The organism is Pantoea trifolii, assembly GCF_024506435.1.
In the GTDB taxonomy this organism is placed as follows: domain Bacteria; phylum Pseudomonadota; class Gammaproteobacteria; order Enterobacterales; family Enterobacteriaceae; genus Pantoea; species Pantoea trifolii.
The window spans coordinates 506,885-530,015 of the sequence record NZ_JANIET010000002.1; the positions used below are offsets into that span (position 1 = coordinate 506,885).

21 protein-coding genes are annotated in these 23,131 nt (G+C 53.2%); 13 read left to right on the top strand and 8 right to left on the bottom strand.

Annotated elements, in window-relative coordinates; genetic code table 11:
* Window positions 1-173: 173 nt before the first annotated feature.
* Complete coding sequence (locus NQH49_RS21795) at window positions 174-722, bottom strand: TetR/AcrR family transcriptional regulator (RefSeq protein ID WP_256698816.1); 549 nt, start codon at window positions 720-722, stop codon at window positions 174-176.
* 133 nt (window positions 723-855) lie between these two features.
* Here NQH49_RS21795 and NQH49_RS21800 point away from each other — a divergent pair, with 133 nt between their 5' ends.
* The 4 genes from NQH49_RS21800 to NQH49_RS21815 all read left to right on the top strand — a co-directional run bounded on the left by NQH49_RS21800 (window position 856) and on the right by NQH49_RS21815 (window position 4,778).
* Window positions 856-1,947, top strand: coding sequence for an alkene reductase (locus tag NQH49_RS21800; RefSeq protein WP_256698817.1), 1,092 nt, complete (start codon window positions 856-858; stop codon window positions 1,945-1,947).
* A gap of 74 nt (window positions 1,948-2,021) precedes the next feature.
* Complete coding sequence (locus NQH49_RS21805; protein ID WP_256698818.1) at window positions 2,022-2,804, top strand: SDR family NAD(P)-dependent oxidoreductase; 783 nt, start codon at window positions 2,022-2,024, stop codon at window positions 2,802-2,804.
* A 132-nt stretch (window positions 2,805-2,936) separates the two neighbouring features.
* Window positions 2,937-3,755 (top strand): oxidoreductase, encoded by an 819-nt coding sequence (locus NQH49_RS21810; protein WP_256699147.1) that lies wholly within the window; start codon window positions 2,937-2,939, stop codon window positions 3,753-3,755.
* Window positions 3,756-4,778 carry an NADP-dependent oxidoreductase gene (locus tag NQH49_RS21815; RefSeq protein WP_256698819.1) on the top strand — a complete coding sequence of 341 codons (1,023 nt, stop codon included), beginning with the start codon at window positions 3,756-3,758 and terminating at the stop codon, window positions 4,776-4,778.
* 996 nt (window positions 4,779-5,774) lie between these two features.
* Here NQH49_RS21815 and NQH49_RS21820 read toward each other — a convergent pair.
* Window positions 5,775-6,788 carry a GlxA family transcriptional regulator gene (locus tag NQH49_RS21820; protein ID WP_256698820.1) on the bottom strand — a complete coding sequence of 338 codons (1,014 nt, stop codon included), beginning with the start codon at window positions 6,786-6,788 and terminating at the stop codon, window positions 5,775-5,777.
* Window positions 6,789-6,908: 120 nt separating this feature from the next.
* Between NQH49_RS21820 and NQH49_RS21825 the strand changes: the two genes are divergently transcribed.
* The 3 genes from NQH49_RS21825 to NQH49_RS21835 are packed head-to-tail and all read left to right on the top strand — an operon-like array spanning window position 6,909 to window position 8,661.
* Entirely contained in the window at window positions 6,909-7,688 is a 780-nt protein-coding gene (locus NQH49_RS21825; RefSeq protein ID WP_256698821.1) for an alpha/beta hydrolase, read from the top strand.
* A 25-nt stretch (window positions 7,689-7,713) separates the two neighbouring features.
* Window positions 7,714-8,349, top strand: coding sequence for an FMN-dependent NADH-azoreductase (locus tag NQH49_RS21830; protein ID WP_256698822.1), 636 nt, complete (start codon window positions 7,714-7,716; stop codon window positions 8,347-8,349).
* A 3-nt stretch (window positions 8,350-8,352) separates the two neighbouring features.
* Window positions 8,353-8,661 (top strand): YciI family protein, encoded by a 309-nt coding sequence (locus NQH49_RS21835; protein WP_256698823.1) that lies wholly within the window; start codon window positions 8,353-8,355, stop codon window positions 8,659-8,661.
* Window positions 8,662-8,806: 145 nt separating this feature from the next.
* On the opposite strand, the gene NQH49_RS21840 is transcribed toward NQH49_RS21835, so the two are convergent.
* Window positions 8,807-9,313 carry an SRPBCC family protein gene (locus NQH49_RS21840; RefSeq protein ID WP_256699148.1) on the bottom strand — a complete coding sequence of 169 codons (507 nt, stop codon included), beginning with the start codon at window positions 9,311-9,313 and terminating at the stop codon, window positions 8,807-8,809.
* Window positions 9,314-9,477: 164 nt separating this feature from the next.
* Here NQH49_RS21840 and NQH49_RS21845 point away from each other — a divergent pair, with 164 nt between their 5' ends.
* Window positions 9,478-10,377 carry a LysR family transcriptional regulator gene (locus NQH49_RS21845; protein ID WP_256698824.1) on the top strand — a complete coding sequence of 300 codons (900 nt, stop codon included), beginning with the start codon at window positions 9,478-9,480 and terminating at the stop codon, window positions 10,375-10,377.
* A 1-nt stretch (window position 10,378) separates the two neighbouring features.
* Here NQH49_RS21845 and fetB read toward each other — a convergent pair whose 3' ends face one another.
* Window positions 10,379-11,140, bottom strand: a complete 762-nt coding sequence (fetB, locus tag NQH49_RS21850; protein WP_256698825.1) for an iron efflux ABC transporter permease subunit FetB — start codon at window positions 11,138-11,140, stop codon at window positions 10,379-10,381.
* Window positions 11,127-11,795: an iron efflux ABC transporter ATP-binding subunit FetA gene (fetA, locus tag NQH49_RS21855; protein WP_256698826.1), complete on the bottom strand. Its 669-nt coding sequence runs from the start codon at window positions 11,793-11,795 to the stop codon at window positions 11,127-11,129. The genes fetB and fetA overlap by 14 nt, the downstream gene beginning before the upstream one ends.
* Before the next feature lie 328 nt (window positions 11,796-12,123).
* Between fetA and eptA the strand changes: the two genes are divergently transcribed.
* Complete coding sequence (gene eptA / locus NQH49_RS21860) at window positions 12,124-13,761, top strand: phosphoethanolamine transferase EptA (RefSeq protein WP_256698827.1); 1,638 nt, start codon at window positions 12,124-12,126, stop codon at window positions 13,759-13,761.
* A 39-nt stretch (window positions 13,762-13,800) separates the two neighbouring features.
* Here eptA and NQH49_RS21865 read toward each other — a convergent pair whose 3' ends face one another.
* On the bottom strand, window positions 13,801-14,577 hold the full coding sequence (locus NQH49_RS21865; RefSeq protein ID WP_256698828.1) for an ABC transporter ATP-binding protein: 777 nt from the start codon (window positions 14,575-14,577) through the stop codon (window positions 13,801-13,803).
* 194 nt (window positions 14,578-14,771) lie between these two features.
* Between NQH49_RS21865 and NQH49_RS21870 the strand changes: the two genes are divergently transcribed.
* From NQH49_RS21870 to NQH49_RS21880, 3 genes are read left to right on the top strand one after another with little or no spacing between them, the layout of a single operon-like run.
* A complete protein-coding gene (locus NQH49_RS21870) occupies window positions 14,772-15,845 on the top strand; it encodes an ABC transporter substrate-binding protein (RefSeq protein WP_256698829.1) in 1,074 nt (357 codons plus the stop codon).
* 10 nt (window positions 15,846-15,855) lie between these two features.
* Entirely contained in the window at window positions 15,856-16,863 is a 1,008-nt protein-coding gene (locus tag NQH49_RS21875; RefSeq protein WP_256698830.1) for an ABC transporter permease, read from the top strand.
* A 49-nt stretch (window positions 16,864-16,912) separates the two neighbouring features.
* Window positions 16,913-17,962 carry a PLP-dependent cysteine synthase family protein gene (locus tag NQH49_RS21880; protein WP_256698831.1) on the top strand — a complete coding sequence of 350 codons (1,050 nt, stop codon included), beginning with the start codon at window positions 16,913-16,915 and terminating at the stop codon, window positions 17,960-17,962.
* A gap of 40 nt (window positions 17,963-18,002) precedes the next feature.
* Here NQH49_RS21880 and NQH49_RS21885 read toward each other — a convergent pair whose 3' ends face one another.
* On the bottom strand, window positions 18,003-19,061 hold the full coding sequence (locus NQH49_RS21885) for an ABC transporter substrate-binding protein (RefSeq protein WP_256698832.1): 1,059 nt from the start codon (window positions 19,059-19,061) through the stop codon (window positions 18,003-18,005).
* A 200-nt stretch (window positions 19,062-19,261) separates the two neighbouring features.
* Between NQH49_RS21885 and NQH49_RS21890 the strand changes: the two genes are divergently transcribed.
* Complete coding sequence (locus NQH49_RS21890; protein WP_256698833.1) at window positions 19,262-20,410, top strand: acyl-CoA dehydrogenase family protein; 1,149 nt, start codon at window positions 19,262-19,264, stop codon at window positions 20,408-20,410.
* A 104-nt stretch (window positions 20,411-20,514) separates the two neighbouring features.
* Here the strand turns inward: NQH49_RS21890 and fhuE are convergent, their stop codons facing one another.
* On the bottom strand, window positions 20,515-22,713 hold the full coding sequence (gene fhuE, locus NQH49_RS21895; protein WP_256698834.1) for a ferric-rhodotorulic acid/ferric-coprogen receptor FhuE: 2,199 nt from the start codon (window positions 22,711-22,713) through the stop codon (window positions 20,515-20,517).
* Window positions 22,714-23,131 lie beyond the last annotated feature (418 nt).

Below are 23,131 nucleotides of genomic sequence, written 5' to 3' on the forward strand. Positions count from 1 at the left end.
CGCATATAGGTTATGTTCAGCCAGGCAGAAACAGGGAATCGTCATGAATCAAAAGTCTGCTCCTCGCTCACAGCGGACCTTCAGGTCTGTCAGATAACCGCTTCGTACCAACAGCGGACGTTGGTGATTTATTTTTATGCACTGCTGCAAAAAGTACCCCCAGCCCGGCACATTCAATCCTTACTGGCTTCGTGATTGACAAGACGCGCACGGCAGACATCCAGAATTTCATCAGCCAGAGCGGAATTATCCGGGCAGGCACGAGACAACACCAGTGCACCCACAAGATGGGCGATGGTATCTATCAGGTCAGCGCGTGTGCCATTTTCAGTTCCTAAAACGGCGAGTTGGCGTTCAATTCCGGCGGCAAATGTCGCCTTGATTGACTCAGACTGACGGGCTGTATCGGTGCCCAGTGCTGACATCACGCACCCTTTCCCCATATCATCGCGATGTTGTCGGGAGAGGTAGTATTCAATAAATTTGTCCCGGTCCACACCTGCCGTGATTTCTGCAGAACGCGTAAATCCGCAGCTCATCGCTTCTGACATTAGGTCTGCCTTGGAACCAAAGTGCTTGTAAAACCCGCCATGGGTTAAGCCTGCCACTGACATCAGTTCCGCCACGCCCACGCCATCATAACCGCGCTCACGAAAAAGTTCTGAGGCCGTTTCAACAATCCGTGTCCGGTTTTCCCGAACCTGCTCTTTCGACACTTTCATGCTTTCCTGCCCCTCTTAAAAATAGAGTTTAAGTATACATTGATGATGACCGTAATCAAACGGGTTGACTTTATAGATTATGATCATCATCATTATATTGACACCTTGAACCACCATTAACGGGCGAATAAGCATGAAGAATCAGACATTATTTCAACCCTATGAACTTGGCTCACTAACTCTGGCCAACCACATCGTGATGGCACCGCTGACACGTAACCGGGCCGGAGCGGGGCTGGTACCGGGCGAACTGGCGGCGACCTACTACGCCCAGCGTGCCACAGCAGGATTGCTGATCACTGAAGCCACGCAGATCTCAGCACAGGCGCAGGGCTATCAGGATACGCCGGGGATTTACACGCAGGCTCAGATTGATGGCTGGCGCAAAGTGACTGACGCGGTGCATGCCAAAGGCGGGCGCATATTTGTACAGCTATGGCACGTAGGACGAATTTCGCATGTTGATTTACAGCCGGGTGGCGCTGCACCGGTCGCGCCGTCTGCCATTCGCGCCGTGACGAAAACCTTTGTGAACAATGGCTTCGCTGATGTTTCTGAGCCACGTGCGCTGGAGTTGCAGGAAATAACGGGGATTATTGACGATTTCAGAAAGGCATCGGCCAATGCCATTGCCGCCGGATTTGACGGCGTAGAGATCCACGGCGCGAATGGTTATCTGCTGGAACAGTTCCTCAAAGATGGTGCAAATCAGCGTACTGATGAATACGGCGGCTCTGTCGAGAATCGTGCGCGCCTGCTGCTGGAAGTCACGACGGCTGTAAAAAATGAGATTGGCGCAGAACGCACCGGCGTACGCCTTTCACCGGTGTCACCTGCTAATGCGATTTCATGCAGTGATCCGCAGCCACAATATGACTACGTCGCTGAACAACTCGATGCATTGGGCATCGTGTACCTCCATGTGGTTGAAGGTGCGACGGGCGGACCGCGTGATGTATCCCCGTTCGATTACGACTCCCTGCGCCGGCGTTTTAAAAACACCTACATCGGCAACAATGGCTATGACCTGGAACTGGCGTCCGCTCAGCTTGAGCAGGGTAAAGCCAATCTGTTCGCGTTTGGTCGCCCGTTCATCTCCAATCCGGATTTGGTCGAAAGGCTGAAGACGGGCGCACCTCTGGCCTCAATCAATCCTGAAACACTTTATGGCGGTGGCGCAGCGGGATATACCGATTACCCGTCGCTGACTGAGACCAGTAAGTAAAGCACCGGTGTCACGGTTCTTCATACATCGCACATGGCGAATTCTGTTTACACTTTAATAAAGAAGATCAACTTATGACTAAAGCTTCAGTTCTCATTACAGGCGCATCCACGGGTATTGGTGCGGTTTACGCTGAACGGTTCGCCCGCCGGGGCCACGACCTGGTATTGGTTGCGCGCGACAAAGCGAAGTTAGAAATACTGGCCGATCGTCTGCGACAGGAAAATGGCATTTCTGTCGATGTTTTGCCTGCTGACCTTACGCAAACGAGCGATTTAGCTGTGGTCGAAGCTCGCCTGCGTGAAGACGCGCATATTAGCATTCTTATCAATAACGCGGGTATTGCGCAGTCCGGCAGTTTTACAGCGCAGACACCTGATTCAATAGAAAGCCTTATCGCGCTTAATGTTACTGCGCTGACGAGACTTGCCAGTGCCGTGGCACCACGCTTTGTGCAAGCGGGCGAGGGATCGATCGTCAACATCAGTTCTATCGTCGGACTCGCTCCGGAATTTGCCATGACGGTTTACGGCGCCACCAAAGCCTTTGTGCTCTTCCTGTCTCAGGGAATGAATGTCGAGCTGTCATCTAAAGGCATTTATATCCAGGCGGTGCTCCCTGCCGGCACTTACACGGAAATCTGGGACCGTGCGGGTATCGACATCACTAACTCGGCAAAATTCATGGAAGTGGGCGAATTAGTGGATGCCGCACTGGTAGGTTTTGACCGCCGTGAACGGGTCACCATTCCGCCTTTACATAATGCTGCCCGCTGGGACACCCTCGATGCTTCGCGTCAGGCTCTGCTTTCAGACGTCAAACAAGACGAAGCCGCCGAACGATATAAAGCGCTGTAATCAATGAGGTGCACTGTGCAGAACGCTCTTCCGGCTATTCTGCACAGCGGTAAATCCGACATAAATACCTTACAGCCTGTCGTCTCATCAGCGATGAGAAACCTCAAACGCATCATGAAGGCTTTATTCAGCATGACAAAAAAACGTGTAGCACTGGTTACCGGTGCGTCCTCGGGTATCGGCGAAGCGTCTGCCCGTAAACTTTTAGCTGCTGGATTTATTGTATATGGTACGAGCCGGCGTGGCGCACAGGCGGGAAAGCATCCATTTCCTTTACTGGCGCTGGATGTGACGGACGACGCTTCTGTCGAGGCCGCCATTGAGGAGTTGTTGCGTCTGGAGGGGCGAATCGATGTTCTGGTTAATAATGCGGGCTTTGGGGTTGCTCCAGCGGCGGCGGAAGAGAGTTCTGTCGAACAGGCCAAACACATTTTCGACACCAACTTTCTGGGCATCGTCAGGTTGAGCCGGGCAGTGATCCCTCATATGCGCCGTCAGGGCAGCGGGCGCATCATCAATATCGGTTCGATACTCGGCATCGTTCCGTTGCCGTATGTGGCACTTTATGCTGCCAGTAAACATGCGGTCGAAGGGTATACCGGAGCACTGGATCATGAACTGCGCACACAGGGCATCAGAGTGTTTGTCATCGAACCTGCCTACATGAAAACACAGTTTGAAGCCAATAATATCGAGGCGGATGCAAAGCTTCAGGAGTATGACCAGATCCGGGCTAAGCTGACGAAAGTGGTGAGCAAAGCAATGGCTGAGGCGGAAAGTCCGGAGGTGGTGGCTGACGTGGTGGTTAAAGCGGCTCAGACCTTACGCCCGAAGGTGCGCTACACGGCGGGAAGGCTGGCAGGTCAATTGAATTTTATTCTCAGATTCGCCCCTGCGTCATTCCTGGATAAGGTGGTGCGCAAACGTCTTCAGCTTGATGCGAAAAAATAAATGAAGAATAAGACGATGAAAGCACTTACGTTTAAACGCTATGGTAAATCCCCTGAGCTGGGATTCGATAACATCGATTGCCCTGCCCCCGCTGATAATAAAATCCTGGTAAAAGTTTTCGCTGTGGGTCTGAACCCGATTGATAACATGATCCCAACCGGAATATTCAAACCGGTTTTGCATTTTAAACTCCCCGCCACTTTGGGAAGCGACTTAGCCGGGGTTGTCATCGCCGTGGGGAGTCGCGTGACGCGTTTCAAGCCAGGTGACGAAATTTTCGCCAGCACTTTCGACACGGGAATAGGTTCTCTTGCGGAGTTTGCAGTGGTGCCAGAGCGCGCTGCAGCCATAAAACCCACGAACCTGGATTTCGTGCAGGCGGCTTCGCTCCCGATGGTGAGCCTCACATGCTGGCAGGCGCTGACAGAGCGAGCCGGGTTGCAGCCTGGTCAGAAAGTATTCATCCCGGCAGGTTCCGGGGGGATTGGCAGTTTTGCCATCCAACTGGCGAAGCACCTTGGCGCACAGGTGGCCACGACAACCAGCACAGACAACGCCGGGTGGGTGAGTCATCTTGGCGCAGACGAAGTGATTGATTATAAAAAGCAGGATTTTGAAAACGAGCTGAGCGGCTACGATGTGGTTCTCGGCACTATCAGAGGCGATTCAATTGAAAAATCCACCCAAATTCTCAAGCCGGGTGGAAAGATTGTTTCTCTCATCGGTCCATTAGATGTTGCGTTCGCCCGGTCGCGGAGACTAAACGTCCTGCTGCGTTTAGTTTTCGGGCTGATGAGCCGCAAGATCATGCGTCTTACGAAAAAACGGGGCCTGAGCTATTCATTTCTTTTTGTCCATCCTGATGGCGATCAGCTCGCCCAAATCGGCAAACTCATTGAGGCAGAACAAATCAGGCCTGTGATCGACAAGGTATTCCCGTTTATAGAAGCAAAGGAAGCTCTTGCCTATCTGGGTCAGGGACACGCGAAGGGCAAAGTAGTCGTTAGGATGCAGGAGTCATAACAAGTGAAATTTGAATCTGATTAAAAGAATTTTCTCGTGCTAAGATAAAAATGTTACGTTCTCTGCTTAACGAACATATGTCTTCAGAAAGTAAAGGCGCCCACAACCAATTTGGCCACCTTTATTCAACACTAGCACTCAATGAAAATATGGTGTAATAACAGAGACTATTAGGCCAATAGCAAAAACCATAAACACACTACCACCAGTCTTATTTAGATATGAAAAGGCTTTACCCGTAGCCAGTTTTTTCTTCACTGAACTAGCCGAAGCACCATATATGAAGTGGATAATAACCACCAACACACAAAAAATCATAGAAAGAATACAGAACTGGCTGATGAAAGGCTTTTCAGCGTTTATAAACTGAGGAAATGAAGCGTTTAAAAAACACACTGTTTACGGGGCTTTTGAATTCCGCCAACATATAAATCACCACCTGAACCAATCAATTCAGTTAAATTAACCAAATTGATCATAAATCAACCTAAATTAAACCCAATCAGTGAGAAAGAAGAGTTAGTTATGAAAAGAATAGAGTTATTAACAATGTTTATCTTTATTTTACAAACCACCCATCAAAATACTTATGATGGATTGAATTTAAGTCTGTACAGACCATCGGGATAAAATAGAACCAAATCAATTAATCATCTAAATCCATCTAACCAGACAGCTGTGATCCTGCCATCAGGTTAAAGTCACATCCATTAACGGTGAGTCAAGATTTACCAGCATCGCTGATTTATTCACTTTAGTTGCGAGGCCAGCTCGATAGCAAAGAGAAGAGTCCTACACATCAATATGTGAGGAAACTTATTCACAAAAGCAAAGAACTTTTTATCAACATTGCAAATTGAATAATCAGGTCTTTAGTCCCCCCCCAGCCCTGCCCTAAACGTGAAGTAACATCCGCTCCTCGCCTAAAGCAGACCCTATCTCGCGAGTAAGTCTGCGGTGATCAAAAGGCGTTAGCGTTAAAGCGCAGCACTATTATTAAATCCCTGCATTTGAAGAGTGCGTGGTTTTTAGCCGCTCTCTAAAGCTGCCTGGGGACATACCCATCACTGTAGTGAAGGCGCGTCTGAAAGCCGTTTCGTCGCCATATCCGCAGGCATTTGCGATCTGAGAAATGGTTTTACCCGGACTTTCCAGAAGGAGCGTCGCCGTTTCGATACGAACCCGGGTAATAAAGCTTTTAGGGCTTTCCTGCAGGAGTGATTTCATTTTACGGTTCAGCGTTCGGGTCGTCATATTCAGCGCTTCAGCGAGCTGCTCTACCGTCATTGCCGGATTCCGATAACGTATAAGATTTTCAGCTTTGGTTAGCAGCGGGTGGGTTGCGTTAAGAAAGCCGGCGGGCGCATAAATTTGCTGAGATAAAGGCTGACTGTCTGCAACGGCCATATCCGCGGTCAGTTTTGCCAGCTGATCACCTAAATGTCGGCGCACGAGGTGTATCACGAGATCGACCCACGAAAGTGGTCCGCCCGTGGTTATCACATTGTCCTGTTCGGCCAGAGCCTTTCCCCATACCGGCTTAGCCAGCGGATAACGCTCCGTAAAAGTAGGGTATAACCACCATGTTGTTGTGCAGATCCGCCCATTGAGTAAACCCGCTTCTCCCAGTACAAATCCCCCCGCGCAGGCACCGGCAATACAGCTTCCCTTTGAATGGCTAATGCGCAGCCAACTGGCCGCGTTGCACATTGCTGCTCTATCTGCTGGATACCTTTGCTCATCGAGTTGCATGCCGCTGGCAATAATAAGTTCAAAGTTCTCCGTGTCACTGAATGCACCATCACTCTCAATGAATCTGCCCTGGACGTCCCTGACCGGCTGACCATCAGAGGTAATAATACTGACGTCAAAAAAAGGCGTACTCCGGGAGACTTCACTGTTTACTGACGGGTTTTGCATGATGACCTGATTGGCCAGCCAGAACATATCGGCCAGACCGGCAATCGCCGATCGCATGCTACCCGGGAGCGCCAGCAACGCAACACGCATAATTTTTTCCCGTTCATCTGAATGTCTGATTTCGCATGATACCTGTCTTTAAAGACACTTCATACGGGGCTGCCAGGGTGATTACACTGTCTGAAATCAGATCAGCCCTCATAAGGAGAAATGCGGATGAATAATTTACTGTCGGGCGCCATGCGAAAAGGCGCACTCATCCTGAGCCTGCTGCTCGCACACTCTTCACTGCTTATGGCTCAGGATAAAGGCGTCAATAATATCGTACTGGTACACGGTGCTTTTACGGACGGCTCAAGCTGGTCTGCTGTCATATCCCGGCTGAAGGCCCGGGGCTATCACGTCACAGCTGTGCAGACCCCCCTAACTTCTTTGCGTGAAGATGTCGCAGCGACTGAACGCGTACTCGCCCGTCAGGAAGGTAACGTGTTGCTCGTTGGTCATTCCTGGGCCGGTGCAGTGATCACTCAGGCAGGCAATGCTGCGAACGTTAAGGGGCTGGTTTATCTGTCAGCACTGGTTCCTGACAACTATCAATCTGTATCGGAAGCCCTGGCACAATTTCATGCACCTATGGACGGTATGGCACCTGATAAACACGGCTTTGTCTGGCTTGATGATCCGGCTTTGTTTCATCGGGTTATGGCGAACGACATCAGCGCTGAACAGAGTCAGCTCCTCGCTGCCGTGCAGCAGCCTATAGCGGCGGCGGCTTTTATCGAAAAGGTAGAGACAGCAGCCTGGCGCAGTAAACCCGCATGGTATCTGATTACAGAAAACGACAACGCTCTCAACTCATCAGTACAGGCCAGTTTTGCCCGTGAAATCGGCGCCCACATCTCGCGGATTCACTCAGGCCATCTTTCCATGGTTTCACATCCCGAAGAGGTCGCTGCGTTCATTGCCAGGGCGGCTCGCACTACTCACTGATCTTTACACCACAGGACAATACGCAATGAAAATTCTTCATCTCGATTCCAGTATTAATCTTGAATTTTCAGTCACCCGTCAGCTGTCGGCTGAAATAGTAAAGACGCTGATGGCTTCAGATCAAAAGCATCAGCTGGTCTACAGGGACCTCGTTAAGGATGAAATCGGGCATCTTAGCGGAGGCATTGCCGCAGGGTTCAGGCCCGTTGCAGTGAGCCCAGCCACGACAACTGAGCTGGAGTCCGAGCGACATTTATCAGACGCACTGGTCAACGAGTTTCTGGACAGCGAAGTGATCGTGATTGGAGCACCCATGTACAACTTCTCCGTGCCCAGTCAGCTAAAAGCCTGGATCGACCGGATCGCCCAGCCGGGCAAGACATTCAGTTATACCCCGGCGGGACCTGTCGGGTTGGCTGGGGGGAAAAAAGTCATTATAGCCTCAGCCCGCGGCGGTTTTTATACCGGGACAGCGCTTGAGAGTATGGACTTTCAGGAGCAGTTTCTGCGTAAATTTCTGGCTTTCCTGGGCATAACGGATGTGGAGTGTGTCCGGGTAGAAGGTGTGTCAAAAGGGGAAGAAGTAAAAAGCAGAGAAATGTCCCGCGCTTTGTCCTTAATTCCTCAGACCATTGTGGCGCGTTCTGCCACCAAGGAATAAATCATGCTGCACGCCGTAACGTTGACTTACCTGGCAGAAGCCGATGCGATTTCTGCTCATCTGGACGCTCATAAGAAATGGCTGGTCAGGGGGTTTACTGAAGGAAAAGTCATTTTCGCAGGCCCGCTCAATAGTGGTGCTGGAGGTTATATACTTTTTCAGGGGGATAATGTCAGAGACATTCATCACTTTCTTCAGGATGATCCTTTTGTTCTGCACAATATTGCAGATGCAGAAGTGGTGAGCATTGAGCCAGCATTATGTGCTCAGGATTTCTCTCCGCAATGGGCAGGTAAAGCACGCTTCATATGATCAGTATTCCTCTTTGTACCGCCTTAGGGCGGTTTTTGTTTTGGAGAAATGAACGCCTTGACGACGTAAACCGTTTGCGATCTCAATACCAAGCGCTGCGCTGGCTGAGCAGTAATCTGTGAGAGGGTCGCCATGAATGGCGAGCCTACGATTTGGCGGCAGCAATCAGGCCATTCAGCCAATCCTGATGGCCGTTAATCATCGGGTTAGGCTGCGCTTTTGCTAGCTCAACCGCCGGTTTGCCGTTTTGCGTTTCCTGCGTCAGGATGCGCACGCGATGATCAGGAAGATCTTCAACCAGCCACGCATGCAGAACGTCAAGACGGTCGACACTTCCCGGTTCGCCCGCCCAGCCGTGCCATGAAACGCGCGCCGGTTCACCTGCTACAGGTGCCACATATTCAGTGACCTGCGCCTCAACCGGGAAGCCGAAGGTTTCAAAGTAGAACCGTGCGCCCTGCTCCAGCTCGGGGCCTTTGTTGTCATAAAAGCGCGCGTTGGCGGAGTTCTGATAGTAGCTCGGCCACAATGCTGGCGTGTTAAGCAGCGGCCAGATATCGGCGGTTGTCAGGCCAGCGACGATCACTTCATTCGAGCAATAGTTATCCGTAAAGCCCGGCACAAAACCTTCGGGCCAGTTAATCGCGTTCATTTTCATCGAGTCAATCTCAGGGTTAAAAGTGGGTTGCTAAAGGACAGTCGCAGTATCCAGCTGGCAGAGACATAAGGCCAATCGCCATTTTTTATTTGTGATATCACTTACTGTGATACCTGCATCACGCTATGCTTGCTGCATCCCCGCTGAAGATGAAAACCATGAAAACCGATCTCCGCACCTTAGATCTCAACTTACTGAAAGCTCTTGATGCGCTACTCGATGAGCGCAGCGTGACGCGAGCGGCGGAGCATTTATCGCTGACGCAGCCGGCGGTCAGCGGCATGTTGACGCGGTTACGTGAATGCTTTGACGATCCGCTGTTCACCCGCACCCAGCGCGGCATTGTGCCGACGCTGCGCGCGCTGGAACTGGCGGTGCCGGTGAAGAGTATTCTGACGGAAGTGAGTGCGCTGCTGCAGCCGAAACAATTTGATTCGGCCACCGCTGAGATGACCATCAATATTGCCGCCACCGATTACGCACTCCGCGCGGTGATCGTGCCGTTTATGGCGGCGTTGCGTCAGCAGGCGCCGGGGATTCGCGTGGCGGTATTGCCAGTGAACAATGAGCAGCTGGCGTTACAGTTCGAACGCGGATCGGTAGATATCGCCTTAATCACGCCCGATACCGCGCCGCCTGAACTGCATGCTCGCGCGTTGTACGCGGAAGAGTATGTTTGTCTGATGCGCGACGATCATCCGCTCGCCCACCTTGAAAATCTCACGCTCGACGACTTCTGCGCGCAGGATCACGCGCTGGTGTCTTATCTTGGCGGGAATTTTCATGGCGCCACCGATGCCGCGTTGAACGCGATGGGACGCTCGCGCCGCGTCACGCTTTCGGTGTGCAGTTTTCTGGTGCTGCCGGAGATTTTGCGCGTTAGCGATCTGATCAGCGTGGTGCCGCGTCGTCTGGCGCGGCACCACGCGGGATTGAAAGTCTTCGCGCCGCCGCTGGAGATTCAGGGTTTCACTAAAACCGTAGCATGGCACGAAAGAACGCACCGCGATGCCGGGCATCGCTGGTTGCGCGACTTGCTATTCGCCACGGCAATTTAGGTCAGAACTTCAGCTGCGCCCGCGCGGTATACAGGCGCCGATAGGCTAAATAGGCGGCGATGATGGTGGATAAACTTGCCGTGCCAATCAGCATAAAGGTCACCATAATCTGATACTTGATCGCTTTGACCGGATCGATACCGGCAAAAATCAGCCCTGACATCATGCCCGGCAAGCTCACCAATCCCACGGTTTTGGCGCCATCAACGGTGGGAATCATCGCCGCGCGGACGCTGTCGCGAATAAAGCGCGCCGACGCCATTTTTACCGGTGCGCCCAAACTCAGCATCTCCTGAATTTTTTGCCGGTTATCGCTGAAGCGTTGGTTGAGATTGCTGAAACAGAGCCCCACCGCCACCATCGCGTTGCCGGCGATCATCCCGGAGATCGGGATCACCTGCATCGGGATAAACTCGATGGCACCGCTTAGCAGCAAAATGGTCAACGTCAGCGTGGTGCCGGTGGTAATCGCCACAAACGAGATAACGAAACCGTTGCTGATATTAAGGCTGCGCTTGCGCGCGTTGAGCGCCGCATTGACGCAGATAAACAGCACCATCAGCACGGTGAGCCAGTCATTGTTCAGGTCAAAGATCGACTTGAGCACATAGCCAACGATCACCAGCTGGATAATGGCGCGACACACGCTCCAGATAATGTCTTTGCTCATGCCAAGCTTCTCTTTCTGGCTGATCAGCAGCGCAATCACCACCAGCAGCAGCGAGAGTAATAGCGAGCTGTCGGTAATATTATGCTGGCTCATTGGTTGTTCCCTGCTCTGGTGCCTCAAGTTTCAGCACCTGTTGTGCCTCGCGGATCTCTTGCCCATCGTGGCTGATGCCGATCACGGCGAGATGCTTCTCGCGCACCAGCGAATCAATCAATGCGTTGATGATCACTTTATTCTCTTCATCTAATGCGCTGGTGACTTCATCCAGCAGCAGCACCTGCGGCAGAAATTGCAGGTTGCGCAGCAAGCCTACGCGCTGCTTCTCACCGCCCGACAGCTGCTCGATTTTTTTATCGAGCATGTCAGCAGCCAAATGCACATCGGCAAGTGATTCAACTAGCTTGTCGCGCGACGGTTTCTGCTGGCGGATGTGCCACGGCAGCGCCAGGTTGTCGTACACAGTGTCGCCGAACAGTTGCGGCGTCTGGAAACAATAGGAAACCTGTTGCCGATAATGTTCGGTTTTCAAGCTGGCAATATTCTGGTTCTTAAACAGGATCTGCCCGCCGCTCGGTTCCAGAAGCGTGGCGAGAATCTTCAGCAAGGTGCTTTTACCGCTGCCCGAAGGACCGGTCAGCAAAAGCCTTTCTCCTGCGTTGAGTTGCAGTGAAACGGGCGCCAGCAGCATGCGTCCCTGCAACGAAAAGGTTACGCCCTGCACATCCAGCAAGGGATAATCGGTGGTCATAATGTGTGCCCCTAATAAATACCGGCCAAAGTATAAGGCCGCAAAACTCATTCCGAAAAGGTAAATGAGGTTGCAGCAAAAATAAGACGTAGGTTGTCATTAATTCTTCTCGCACTAAGGTTCGCTTAATCTTCAGCAATGAAAATATCCTCAACTAAAGAGGAGATTTTTAATGCAATCGATACAAACCCGACCATTCAGTGAATACCTGGCTGTCGCTGTCAGCGTGTTCGCCGTAGTCAGTTTTCTTGCCGTCTGGTTCTAAACTAAGGTTCACTTAACCTTCACTGCTTAAGCTGGTGCCATCTTCACTATGACGGATGGACCAATGACGTTTTCGCTACGCAAAAGACCGACGTTAAGTCGGCTCTCTTTTATTTCGCTTGTTTCTATTTATATCGCGGTCTTTTTGAACATTGCGTTTTATCGACAAGTGCTTGCTGCCATGCCACTCGATAGCGTGCGCACCATTTTGGTATTCGCTTCAATGCCGTTAGTAGCATTCAGCGTAATCAATATTATTGCCACATTGGCCTCCTTTTTGTGGCTCGACCGCGTAATTCTTGCGCTCTTCATTTTAGTTTCCGCCGCTGCGCAATATTTTATCTGGACCTTTGGTATTGTTATTGATCGCTCGATGATCGTGAATATTATCGATACCACACCGTCTGAATCCTTTGCTCTATTATCACCCAAGTTGATTGTTACGCTGGGTGGTAGCGGGCTGCTGGCTGCCCTGTTAGTTTTCTGGATTCGCGTTAAAAACAGCAAACCTATCTGGAAAAGCATCGCCAAACGCACGGCGTCAATTGTCGCGTCGGTAATCTGCATCGCCTTAGTCGCGACGTTTTTTTATAAAGATTACGCCTCGCTGTTTCGTAACCAAAAAGAGCTGATTAAATCGCTCAGCCCTTCAAACTCGATCGTGGCAACACTTTCCTGGTATAACCACAGCCGCACCGCCAATTTACCGCTGGTGCAAATTGGTTTAGATGCTAAACAGAAGCCGGAGATGCTGGCGGGTCCAAAGCGTAACCTGACCATTTTGGTGGTGGGTGAAACCACGCGTGCGGTGAATTTCCAGTTGAATGGTTATGGACGCGAAAACACACCGTTGCTGGCGAAAGATGATGTCACCTACTTCCCGAATACGCAGTCTTGCGGCACAGCCACGGCGGTCTCATTACCTTGTATGTTCTCAAATATGCCGCGCGCGCATTATGACGATCAGCTTGCCAGCCATCAGGAAGGGATGCTCGATATTATCCAGCGTGCCGGTGTGCAGGTTCTCTGGAATGACAATGATGGCGGCTGTAAAGGTGCCTGCGATCGCGTCCCGCATCAGGATATGAGCAGTCTGAATCTGGCAAATATGTGCCATGACGGAGAGTGTTATGACGACGTTTTATTCCACGGTATTGAGGACTACATTAAAAACCTGAAAGGCAATGGTGTTATCGTGTTGCACACCATTGGTAGCCACGGCCCAACCTATTACAACCGTTATCCTGCGCAGTTTAAAAAATTCACTCCAACGTGCGATACCAGCCAAATTCAGGATTGTTCGCAAGAACAGCTGGTCAATACTTACGACAACACCATTCTGTATATCGATTACATCGTAGATAAAGCAATTAATGTGCTGAAAGCGCATCAGGATGAATACACCACCAGCCTGGTTTATTTATCGGATCACGGTGAGTCGTTAGGCGAAAATGGCGCTTATCTGCACGGTATGCCGTATGCGATTGCGCCGGATGTGCAGAAACATGTGCCAATGCTGATTTGGTTATCTCCAGATTATCAACAGCGCTATGGCGTGAGTAAAAGCTGTCTTGATAAAGAAGCGGCGCATCAGGGATATTCGCAGGATAATCTGTTCTCCACCATGCTGGGATTAACGGGGATTCAAACCACTGAATATCAGGCTGCGGACGATATTTTGGCCGCTTGCCGGAGAACGTAGGATTAGATGTTAAAAGGTCGCCATTGATGGCGACCAACATCACGCTGCCACGCGGTCCGCGCCCAACAAATCCAGTATCCGGCTGCGCAGCGCCACCAGCTGCGGGTCGTCACGGCGGCGCGGCCACGGCAGATTAACCTCGATTACGTCCACCACTTTTGCTGGTCTTGGGCTGAACACCACCACGCGATTTGCCATCACCAGCGCTTCTTCCACGTCGTGCGTCACCATCAGCGTGGTGAACTGCTGCTCCTGCCACAGATCGACAATTTCCTGCTGCATACGCAACCGCGTCAGTGAGTCGAGCTTGCCGAGCGGTTCATCCAGAATCAATAAACGCGGCACATTGACCAGCGCACGGGCCAGTGCCGCACGCTGCGCCATGCCGCCGGAGAGCTGATGCGGCCAGGCGCGGGCAAACTGCCTGAGGCCGACGCGATCCAGCATCGCGTTAATCCGCTGTTCGCGCAGCGTTCGGCTCTCTCCGCGAATCTGCAAGCCGAGGCCAACGTTGTCATAGACAGTGCGCCACGGATAAAGCGTGGGATCCTGAAACACCACCACGCGCGACGGATCCGGCGCAGTAATCGCTTTGCCCTCTTCCGCCAGTAACCCGCTGGCGGGCGGTTCGAGTCCGGCCAGCAAACGCAGCAGCGTCGATTTGCCGCAGCCGGATGGTCCCAGCAGCGCAACAAATTCACCGGCCTCTACCTGCAAATCAATATTCTCCAGCACCGGTAAATCTTCGCCTTCTAAGGTGAAGTGATGATTAACTTTCTCAATCGCAATATTAACGCCCGCCGAGGTTAAGGCCATATTTTCGCTCCTGCTTGATATGCTAAGAAATAAAGCATAAGGCGCGTCTTTCCCACGACGAAATAGCCATTCCGGCAAACCTATCCGCAAATATTCATAATGAAAAACTGCATGATGTCATGCGGGATTGTTATTTGGTCGCGCTAATTGCCTTTGCCATAGTGCCTGTGAACTTTATCTACAAGGAAGACAGGATGGCATTTCAACAATTCTCTCTGAGCCGCCGCGCGTTATTACGCGGGCTGGGTCTCTTTAGTGCCGGCGTGGCGGTGAATCCGTTGCTGGGCAGCAAGGTGTTTGCCGATGATAAATCCCTCAAAACTATCAAGCTGGCCTGGGGACAAACCGCAGTATGTCAGTCACCGATTTCGGTGGCGCTAAAGCAAGGCTTCTTTAAAAAGTACGGTTTGAATGTCGAGCCCGTGAACTTCAGCGGGCCAACCGATGCGCTGTTACAGGCGATTGCCACCGGCCAGGCCGATGGCGGTATCGGCATGGCGCTGCGCTGGCTGAAGCCGCTGGAGCAGGGTTTTGATGTTGATCTCACCGTCGGCACGCACGGCGGCTGTATGCGTCTACTCGCCCCGCAGAACAGCGGCATCCGCGATGTGAAAGATCTGGTGGGTAAATCGGTGGCGGTGAGCGATCAGGCCAGCCCAATTCGCAACTTCTTCGCCATTCAGCTGGCGAAACAGGGCATCGATCCTGATAAGCAGGTCAACTGGCTGCAATATCCACCCGACCTGTTTGGCGAAGCACTGCGCAAAGGTGAAGTGCAGGCGCTGGCCACCGACGATCCGCAGGGCTGGCTGCTGAAGAAGCAGCACGATCTGGTGGAAGTGGATAACAACCTGAAAGGCGAATACGCCAGCCTCACTTGCTGCGTGCTGGGCCTGCGTGGCTCGCTGGTGCGTGACGATCCCGCCACCGCGCGCGCTATCACCCAGGCGATTGTTGATGCGCAGCAGTGGACCGCCGAACATCCGGAAGAGACGGCGAAAATCTTCCAACCCTTTGTGCCGGGCTCCGTCGCGGTGGAAGACATTGCCGCGATGCTGAAAGAGCACACTCACAGCCATCACTCCACCGGCGTGCAGCTGCGCAAAGAGGTGGCGGTGTATATCGATGAGCTGAAGAAAATCAACGTGATCCGCCCGGATACCGATGCGCAACGCTTCGCCGAGCACTATGTGCCGGAGCTGCTGCCGGCAGAATCTGCCCATCAGCACGCCAGCAACATGGCGCACATGAGCAACATGTCCAGCTAAGGAGACGATAATGGCCAGTGAAACCCTGACGATTGCCCGCAACCGTGACGTGCCGCGCCGCATTCTACCGGCGGTTTGGGGTGCGCTCCTGCTGTGGTGGGCGCTGGTAGCGCTGATGGTGGCTGTACCGGATAAGCCGCAGGGTTTTGCCGCCCCGCGCTTTGTGAATGAAACGCATGAGTTGTTCGCCGCCATCGCGCTTATTCTCAGCGGACTGGCGATTACCTCAGGTCTGTTCCCGCGATTGACGCTACTCGCGCCGCTCAAGCGCAGCGGTCCGTGGCTGATTGTGCTGGCGCTGCTGATTGGCCTGTGGGAAACCGTCACCGGCAAACTGGCGCTGCTGCCCGCGCCCTTTTTCGCCCCGCCACGCGCGCTGGTGGAAGCCTACGCCACCGACTGGCCGCGCCTGCTGGATAGCGTGCTCAATTCGCTGCGTCTGCTGGCTTTCGGCTTTATCTACGGCAGCGTGGTCGGCTTTATTACCGGCGTGGCGATTGGCTGGTCGCGCGGCTTGGGTTACTGGGTGCATCCGATTCTGCGTTTCCTCGGACCGGTGCCTTCAACTGCGCTGCTGCCGCTGTCGCTCTACTTCTTCCCGTCGAGCTTCTCGGCGGCGGTATTCCTGATCGCGCTGGCGACCTGGTTCCCGGTGACGGTGCTGACCTGGTCGGGCGTTTCCAGCGTTGATACGCGTTATTACGATGTGGCGCGCACGCTGGGTGCCAATTCACTGTTCCTTGTGTTGCGCGTAGCGGTACCTGCAGCGCTGCCGCACCTGTTTGTCGGCCTGTTTATGGGCCTGGGCGCGTCGTTCTCGGTGCTGGTGGCAGCAGAGATGATGGGCGTGAAATCCGGGCTCGGCTGGTATTTGCAGTGGGCGCAAGGCTGGGCTGCTTACGCCAATATGTACGCCGCGCTGATTGTGATGGCGCTGCTATTCTCTTCGCTGATCTCCCTGCTGTTCCTGGTGCGCGATCGCCTGCTGTCATGGCAGCGCAGCGCGGTGAAATGGTAATTCGTAGGGTCGCCACTCATGGCGACCGCCCCCACACATGAGGTCGATTATGGCTGCAAAAATTTCTGCTTCTATCACTGAACTGATTGGCAACACGCCGCTGCTGCGCCTGTCTCGCTACGCGCAGCAGCAAGAGATTCAGGCGGATTTGGTCGCTAAACTCGAACTGTTTAATCCCAATCACAGCGTCAAAGATCGCATCGCCCTCAGCATGATTGAAGCCGCCGAACGCAACGGCATTATCCAGCCCGGCGATACGCTGGTTGAAACCACCAGCGGCAATACCGGTATTGGGTTAGCGGCGATTGCGGCGGCCAAAGGTTACAAGTTCCGCGTTTACATCAATGATTTCGTCAGCATCGAACGCAGCCAGATTATTCAGGCGTACGGCGCCGAAGTGGTGCCGTTCAGCACCATAGAAGGATTTAAGGAATTCTACGACGCCAGCAACGGCGATTTTGTCGCCGCCACTAAATGGCTGGCCGAGCAGGTTACTGCGGCGGAACCGGAAGTGCATTTTCTGCTGCAGCTGGATAATCCGGCCAATCCGGCGGTGCATGAGCGCACCACCGGGCCAGAGATCTGGCGCGACAGCGGCGGCGAGCTGGATATCTTCATCGCCGCCGTCGGCACCGGCGGCACGCTCTCCGGCAGCGGACGCTATCTCAAACAGCAGCATCCGGGTTTGCAGGTGATCGCCGTCGAGCCGGGCGTGGGTTCCCAGCCGAGCGAATTGCGTCCCGATCCGCTGGAGATCACCGGCGTACATGCGTTTAGCAACCAGACGCCGGAGCGCATTCCTGCCAATCTTGATCACCGCGTTTACGATGAGGTGATCGCGGTGGAAACCTGGCAGGCATACACGGCGGCGCGGCAGCTGGCGCTGAGCGAAGGCGTGCTGGTGGGCGATTCGTCCGGCGCGGTGTTGTGGGCGGCACAACAGGTCGCGGCGCGACCGGAGAATCGCGGCAAGCGTATTGTGGTGTTGCTGGCCGACGGCGGCAGCAGTTATTTGACCACCCAGCTGTTCGCGCATCAGGTGCCAGCGGAATCGCTGAAGCTGGCGAGCGCCGTGCAAACCTCAAGGAAAATCGCCTAATCGTGTAGGGTCGCCATTCATGGCGACCTGAATTTTCCTTCTAAACCAACACGTTGCTGGTAATCCCTTTGGCAAACAGCAGCGAATCGGTTTCCGGTCGTAACACGTTGATCGCCTTCAAATCGCGCGCATACACGTCGATCTCATTCACAAACGCATTCCCCACCGAATAGTGTCCGTGCGTATGGGTTTTCAAAACGCTGGCGATCTCCTGCGGCGTGGTGTTGAGCGCCTGGCCGTTAAACTCACTGCCAATCGCTTCCGGATGTTTGGCCGCATAGGCATGTGCCTGCAAAATTGCGTGGGTGATCGCGGCCGCCACTTCCGGCTGTTCGCGAATCAAGCTGCCGCGCGTGCCCACCACACAGCAACTCAGTTTGGCGTACTCATCCATTAAATTGGTGCCAATCTCACGGTAGCCCTGCTTCTGGGTTAAGCGCCACATCACCGGATCGGAACCGCTAGCGGCCTGAATTTCGCCCTTCTCCAGCACCATCGGCAGCAAATCCTGCGGGAACACGCGCCAGTCGACATCGGTATTGGGATCGACGCCGTGCTTTTTCAGCATCAGCGAAAAAAAGTTTTTATCCGCGCCCGCCATGTCAGTAACGCCGATGGTTTTGCCTTTCAGCTGTTCCAGCGTGGTTGGCCCGCCATCACGCGCCAACAGGCGCATACAGCCGCCGTGCGTGCCCGCAGTAAGTTTCACATCAAAGCCCTGTTCCAGCGCTTTCAGCCAACGTAGCGCCATGCCGATGGCGGCTTCGGCTTTGCCGGTGGCGATGGATTCCAGCAGCAATTCGGTTGAGTTGCCGAAGTTAACAAACTCCACTTCCAGGTTGTGAGCTTTGAAGAAGCTATGCTGATCGGCCACCACAACCGGTGCAAGACAGATGGCGTTGAGATTCACTGCCAGACGCACATGTGTCGGCTTCGCCAGCGCCCATTTTCCTGGGCCCCCTTGCAGTAAATCGCCAGGCATCTGCATGCCCGCCATATGCTCTTCGGCAAACACGCGGCCCGGTAAGGTTGCCGCCATCGCCGCGGCGGCTGAATATCCCAGAAAATGCCGACGGGAAACTAAATAATTATTTGGCATTAAATAACTCCCAAAAATAAATGCAGGTGAAGTTGCTAACCCTATTTAATGGGTTACGTAGAAACAGCCATTGCAAATTAACACTTCAACCGGCGGCAGAATTATGCCGATTCCGCATGTATATAGCCGGTTTATTGCTTTTACAGCGGTGGTAGAAATGGAAACAATTAAGCCTGATTTGATCAGGGAATTAATAACGTATGGCAAATAACCCGCCCATTCTGACTGAAATATTGCCAGTGATTATTCAGGCTTTAGAAAAAGACGCTGAAGAGGTTGATCGCAGCGGCGAATTTCCCAAAACAGCTTTTCGTGTGTTGCAGCAGCATGGCTTGCTGCACTTCGTATTGCCGACTGCGTCGGGCGGCAGCGGCGGCGATTTGCTGGCAAGCCAGGCGATTATCCAGGCCGTGGCGCGCAGCGAACCTTCTGCCGCGCTGATCCTCATCATGCAGTATCTCAACACGCGCCGCCTCGACGACAGCTCAAACTGGCCAGATGCGGTGCGACGTAAGGTGGCGGAGAGTGTGATTCGCGACGGTGCGCTGATCAATGCGCTGCGCGTCGAACCGGAATTAGGCACGCCCGCGCGCGGCGGATTGCCCGCTACCCGCGCACGCCGCACTTCTGAAGGCTGGCGCATCAGCGGCGAGAAGATTTACTCCACCGGCAGCTATGGACTGAGCTGGTTTCTGGTGTGGGCCAGCAGCGACGATGCCGATCCGCTGGTCGGCGGCTATCTGGTGCCGGCCAACGCGCCCGGCATCCACATTATTGATGAGTGGGATCACCTCGGCATGCGCGGCACCTGTAGCCATCGTGTGGTGCTGGACGAGGTGCTGATCCCGCTCGATCACGCGGTCAACGTCGCGCCGTGGAGCACGCCGCGACCCGGCCTCAACGAAGAGGAATCGCTGTGGATGGCGGTGCTGCTCGGTTCGTTGTACGACGCCATTGCGCATAGCGCACGCGACTGGTTTATCGCCTTTTTGCAGCAGCGCGTGCCGGCCAATCTTGGCGCACCGCTGGCATCATTGCCACGCTTCCAGGAGCTGGTTGGCCGCATCGATACGCTGCTGTTTACTAATCAAACCCTGCTGAGCAGCGCTGCACAAGGCCACGTAGCCAGCGGGCATGCCGCGCAAGTTAAACAGGTGGTAACCGAAAACGCCATTCGCAGCGTGCAGCTGATGGTGGAGAGCATCGGTAATCACGCGCTGACGCGCCACCTTCCGTTACAACGTCACCTGCGTAACGTGCTATGCGGCCGCATTCATACGCCACAGGACGACGCCATTTTCACTTCAGTGGGTAAATTGGCACTGTCTGCAGAGAGCAATTCATCATGACGCTGAAATTCATGAATCTGGTTGGGGAGGTCGCCATAAATGGCGACCGAAGGATTGGCGAGATTCTCCGCTGGATGCGCAATCCTGCACACCCAGCATTTTCATCAGAAACGATAGGTCGCCGAGACTGAGAAATTACGTGGCTCGCCGTACACGATGCCGCCGTTACCGACGTTGTTGTCGTACTCTTTGTCAAACAGGTTGTTGATGTTGGCCTGCAGCGAGACATTTTTAGTGACATCGTAGCGTGCGAACAGATCAACCAGCGAGTAGCTGCCCTGACGTGCGCGCCAGGTACCATTGCCTTCCGGACCGGTAACATCGGTGTAAGTCTTCGACTGCCAGGTTACGCCACCGCCAAGAGTCAACTCATCCAGCATTGGCAAGCGATAGCTGGTAAACAAGTTGAACGAGGTGCGCGGCAGCTGAGAATTGTAATTCTCGCCTTCGCGATCTTCCGCCACATAGCTGGTGCCACCAAAGGTCATCTGCCAGTTATCAGTCAGCGCGCCGTTCACTTCGAACTCTACGCCACGGCTGACAACGCCATTTTTACCTTCGTAGACGGTAATATTGTTGATCGTCTCGCCGGTCGCTTCGCCGACGTTATCCAGTTCGGTGCGGAACACAGAAATAGACGTGGTCAGGCGGCTGTTAAACCAGTCTGATTTCACACCCGCTTCGTAGTTCTTGCCAATCACCGGTGCCAGGAAGGCTCCAGTTGCATCCTGATAATCCTGCGGCTGGAACACCGAGGTGTAACTGGCATACGCGGACCAGTTGTCGTAGAAGTCCCAAATCACACCACCGTACGGCGTGATGTTGTTCTTCTCCATCTCTTCGCTCAGCGTTTGACGATTCCAGTTGGTATAACGCGCGCCCAGAATCACATGCAGCGGATCGGCCAGCGAGATGCGCGTTGCCAGATAGGCAGATTTCTGACGCACCAGCTGCGTGTCCGATGCCGGTTCACGCGGGCTCCAGTCGGATTCCGGGAAATTACCGTTGTAATCGTAGAAGTTGCCCAGTTGCGCCGGAGAGATGTTGGTCCAGGCGCTGTAATATTTGTTGTCCTGACGGCTGTAATTCACGCCGAACATCAGCTCATGCTGACGGCCAAACATCTCGTAAGGACCGCTGGCGAAGGCATCCACCGCATCCACTTTACGCTTGCCGGTGTTGTAGCCGGTGCCGCCAACTGCGTCATAGTTGTAAAACGCCGGATACTGATTGACCGCAATGCCGGTGTCTTTATTGATATAGCCATCGATATACAGCTGCTTACTGTCGAGGAACATCTCATTGTGTGTGCCGTTAAGCGTGACGTTCCAGCCGTTATCAAAGTTCTGCTGCAGGTTAACAAAGACTTTTTTGTTTTCTTTGTTGTTGTAAGCCCAATCTGGCGCGGTGTTGTAACCACGACGAAGCTTGACTTGTGAACCGTCGGTGTACCAGCGCGGAGAACCGCCCCACATGGTTGAATCGGTATTGACCTGCGAGAACTCATAGCCAACAGATAATTTGGTGGAGTCAGTCAGGTCGGCATCAACCACGCCATAGACGAACTTTTTATCTGCGCCGTAGCGTTCAATAAAGCTGTTTCTATCTTCATAACCCGCCACCAGGCGACCACGCACGTTACCTTCGGCGGACAGCGGCGCAGAGAGATCGGCAACATAACGCTGTTTGTTCCAGCTGCCATAGCTGGCTGAAACGCTGCCGGTGAACTCTTTGCTGTCGGCGTGCTTGCGCACCATGTTGATCGAAGCAGAGGGATTGCCTGGGCCAGTCAGCAAGCCGGTAGCACCGCGCACTACTTCAACGCGCTCATACAGCGCCATATCACTCTGCGCATCGCCGAGGTTCCAGCGTGAGGCGAAGGCGGTGGGAATGCCATCGGTCATATAGTTGTCGATCAGGAAACCGCGCGAATAGTAGTTGGTGCGATCCATATCGGAAGAGACGCCGTGGATGCCGGTGGTGTTTTTCAGCACATCGTTCAGCGATTGCAGCTGTTGGTCTTCCATACGCTGCTTGCTGACGATCGAAACCGATTGCGGAATATCGCGCGCGGTGAGCGCCATTTTGGTCCCGGCACGCGTCACCGGCACGCTGTAATCCTGTGCCGCCTGCTGTTGCTGATCTGCGCTAGCGCTGGCATCAACGTTCAGTGTCTGTTCGGTGTTGGTGGTCTCTGCTGCCTGCGCGATACCCGACGCAACCATCATAGCCAGTAAAGAGAGACGCAACGCACGCTGCGGGGCATTGCCGGGTTTCCTGACGCGCAAATCTTCGAGAGACATACCATTCCTCAATCAACTTTTCGTTATTTTTTTGCGGCACCGCTGCTGACGTCTGAAAGAGGAACGACAGTAAGGAAGCCGTTAAGAAAGCAAATGAGAAATATACGCATTAAGGTTTACAATGCAAGAAATTGTTACCGGTTTACTGACACTTTTACACTTGGTGAAACGCCTTATTCTTCAACGAGTAATAGTTGATAAGCGTTATTTTCAGGAAGGTTCATGCAGGGATTTTCGTCAACTATGTGAAATTGAACAGATTCCAGCACGCATCAGATTTGTAGGGTCGCCATTCATGGCGACCTTCACATACATCGCATTAAAATGCTGAATAATGCAGCAACTATTATTCTCATTACTCAAAAACATAACGTGAATAAGCCAAACAGCTTGAAAACGCGTCAGCCAATATAAAGAA